This window comes from Nocardioides sp. (assembly GCF_050699375.1).
In the GTDB taxonomy this organism is placed as follows: Bacteria; Actinomycetota; Actinomycetes; order Propionibacteriales; family Nocardioidaceae; genus Nocardioides.
On the sequence record NZ_JBOHDN010000176.1, the window covers coordinates 1 to 3,074 of the forward strand.

Annotated in this window: 2 protein-coding genes and 1 pseudogene; 1 reads left to right on the forward strand and 2 read right to left on the reverse strand. The window is 69.0% G+C overall.

Annotated features, from left to right (window positions below; genetic code table 11):
• Window positions 1-834, forward strand: an 834-nt coding sequence (locus ACRDPS_RS13225; protein WP_431502106.1) for a ScyD/ScyE family protein, incomplete at its 5' end; no start/stop codon positions are given.
• Between the two features lie 54 nt (window positions 835-888).
• Here ACRDPS_RS13225 and ACRDPS_RS13230 read toward each other — a convergent pair.
• Both ACRDPS_RS13230 and ACRDPS_RS13235 read right to left on the reverse strand, forming a co-directional pair.
• Entirely contained in the window at window positions 889-2,349 is a 1,461-nt protein-coding gene (locus ACRDPS_RS13230; RefSeq protein WP_431502107.1) for an alkaline phosphatase PhoX, read from the reverse strand.
• Between the two features lie 480 nt (window positions 2,350-2,829).
• A pseudogene (locus tag ACRDPS_RS13235) lies at window positions 2,830-3,074 on the reverse strand (hypothetical protein); the annotation flags it as partial.

Genomic DNA, 3,074 nt, shown 5'->3' on the forward strand with positions numbered 1-3,074 from the left:
GTCGACGACGGCGTGGTGACCTTCGTCGTGACCCGTTCGGACCGCGAGACCTTCGAGAACACCGGCAGCTGGCTCAAGCGGCTCTACTCCTCCGGCAAGGTCAGGACAGTCGCCGACCTGAACGCCTACGAGACGAAGCACAACCCCGACAGACGTACGTCCTACGGGTTCCGCAAGAGCGACCCCGAGTGCGACGCGAAGTGGCCGGCCGAGATCGGCGCGCCCGCGGCCTACCAGGGCGGCATCGACTCCCACCCGTACGCCACGGCGACCAAGCATGGCACCACCTACGTCGCCGACGCCGGCGGGAACACGGTCCTGTCCGTCTCCTCCTCGGGTCGCGTGAAGACGGTCGCGACGTTGCCGGGGATCCCGTACACGTTCACCCCGGAGGTGGTCGAGGGATTCGGGCTCGACCCGTGCTTCGTGGACAGGACCTACTACTTCGAGGGTGTCCCGACCGATGTCGAGACCGGCCCGGGTGGACGGCTCTACGTGTCCAGCCTGCCCGGCGGTCCGGAGGGTCCTGAGCTCGGTGCTCGCGGCAGCGTCTTCAGCATCGACGCCAAGAAGGGGCACCTGAAGCAGGTCGCTCGCGGGTTCCTCGGCGCCACCGGCGTCGCGGTCAGCCACTCCGGCACGATCTACGTCGCCGAGATGTTCGCGAACAAGATCACCGCCGTACGCCACGGCCACCGTTGGACCGTGGCCGAACGGCCGACTCCGGGGGCCGTCGAGTGGACCAAGTGGGGCGTGGTCGCCACGACCGACGTCCTCTCCGGCACCGACGGGTCCTCGCCGCCGGCGGGTCAGCTGGTCAACCTCGGGAGGTAGACGGGACGGCGGGCGGCCATCGAGAGCCGCCCGCCGCGTACGTCCTCGAGGCGATCAGCCGAGGTAGCGCTCCCACGGACCGCGGATCGCCAGGGTGTAGCCGGGGTCCTGCATGTTGACGAAGAGGACCTTGCCGTCCGGCGAGAAGCAGGGCCCGCAGAACTCGGAGTCGTTCAGGTCGTTGCGGGCGATGGCGTACGCCGGGCCGCCGGGGAACGCGCCGAGCACGTGCGAGGCGCCGGAGCCGTCCTCGGCGAGCACCAGCGAGCCCCACGGCGTGACGGTGACGTTGTCGGGGCCGTCGAAGGTGAGGTCGGAGTACTTCGGCGCCGGGGCGTCGTCCTCCGACTGGGTCTGGTGCGGGAAGTAGGTGACCAGCTGGATGGTCTCTGCCTCGTAGTCGTAGAACCAGACCATGCCGTCGTGCGGGCTCGCGTCGCCGGGCAGGTCGGTGTCCTCCCAGGCGTAGGAGTTGACCACGTAGACGCCCTCGTCGGTGCCCCACACACCCTCGAACTTGCGGCCGCGGGTGACCTCGCCGTCGGCGAACTGCTCGCGGCACGGCTTCTCCTGGGCGTCCCGCTCGGGGACGGACTTCCACCTCACCGGGAAGGGCTGACCCATCTGCGCGGAGGTCAGGTAGGCCACGTCGGGCAGCACCGAGCCGTCGGGCAGGATGATCTGCATCGCGGCGAGCGTGCCGGCGTCGTCGGCCAGCTCCGTGCACACGCCAGGCCCGAGCTTCACCCCGGCAGGAGCGGTCCAGCGGTAGAAGAGGCCGTTGGGCTCGTCTGCGTCCTCGGAGAGGAAGACCTTCGTGCGGGTCTTGTCGATCGCGAGGGCCTCGTGGTCGTAGCGGCCGAAGGCCTTGATCGGTCGCGGGTCGGCCGAGCCGTCGGCCCAGACCTCGAAGACGTAGCCGTGGTCCTTCTCGTAGACACCCTTGGCGCCGTCCTCGCCCTCCCACGCCTCACCGGCGTCGTTGACGGTCTCCTCGCAGGTCAGCCAGGTCCCCCACGGCGTCGGGCCGCCGGCGCAGTTGGTGGAGGTTCCGGAGATCGCGACGTACTCACCGAGGTTGGCACCGCCCGCGTCGGTGGTGATCACGGTGCAGCCGCCGCCCGGAGCGCCCGGGTCGTAGACGGTGCCCTCGACGAGCGGCACCGGGATGCCCTCACCGGGCTCGATCTCGTGGTTCTGGATCAGCGTGTAGCGCCCGCGCCTGCCGCCGAGCACCATCATCCCGTCGTGGTTGGACGGCGTCTTCTCCCCCGTCTTCAGGGTCGTCTCACCGGCGGAGGTGACGATCGCGTACGTGAACCCCTCGGCCAGCGCCAGGATCCCCTTGGGGTCGTCGACGAGCGGCGGGAACGGCTCGCGCGAGCCCTTCCCGGGACGATGGGCGCCGGGCTTGGCGGGCTTCGCCTCGGCCAGGCTCGGCACTGCGCCGGCGACGGCCAGGCCGACCCCCGCGACGGCGCTTCCGGTCAGCAGGGAGCGTCGGGTTGCAGACATGGGTTCGTACTCCTCGGAGCTTGGTAGGGGGTCCCGAGACAGGTCTCAGCCCTACACCCAAGCCACTCCGCAACACCTGCGTGCCCGCCCGAGATGAATCCCGGGCGACGGCACCGTGAAACGTACGCCCCGTGCACCTCAGGCGGCGCCGAAGAGGCCGATCAGTCCAACGCTCCGAGTAGCGGCACCTGAACGGCCCGCTCGGTCCCACGCGTGTCCACACCTGCAGCACATCAGCCGCCGGCGGCCCCCCGCCGAACGCGTGAGAACCCGGATCTCCTCGTCTTCGGTGCAGACCGCACACATAGCCGAAGTCATGGGTTAACTCCTCACACTTTCTAGGTGAACAAGGTCTGTACAACCCATCCAGAGTGGCACAGACATCGCCCCATCCCGCACTTGAGAACGACCTGTGGGTGAACTGTGAAGGTGCTATTGACCTGCCCAATCACCTTCGTGGCGAACGAAAATTCGTTCGCGTCAGTCCGCGGTCGTGACGCGGAGGAACTCCTGGACGTCGAAGACGGCGCGGACGACACCGGCGCTCCTGGGGAGCATCGGCGCGACCTCGGAATAGGGGACCACGCGCGGGTCGGTGACACGGTGGTCGATGCCGTCGTGGACGATCGTCGCCGAGTTGGCGGCCAGCACGTTCTGGGCCCAGTCGACCTGCGAGGTGTAGGGCAGGTTGATGACGAAGCCGTCGGGGGTCGGGATCGGCGTGA

Coding starts and splice junctions, on each gene's coding strand:
- ACRDPS_RS13230 (WP_431502107.1), bottom strand. CDS start 2,349: ATGTCTGCAACCCGACGCTCCCTGCTGACCGGAAGCGCCGTCGCGGGG.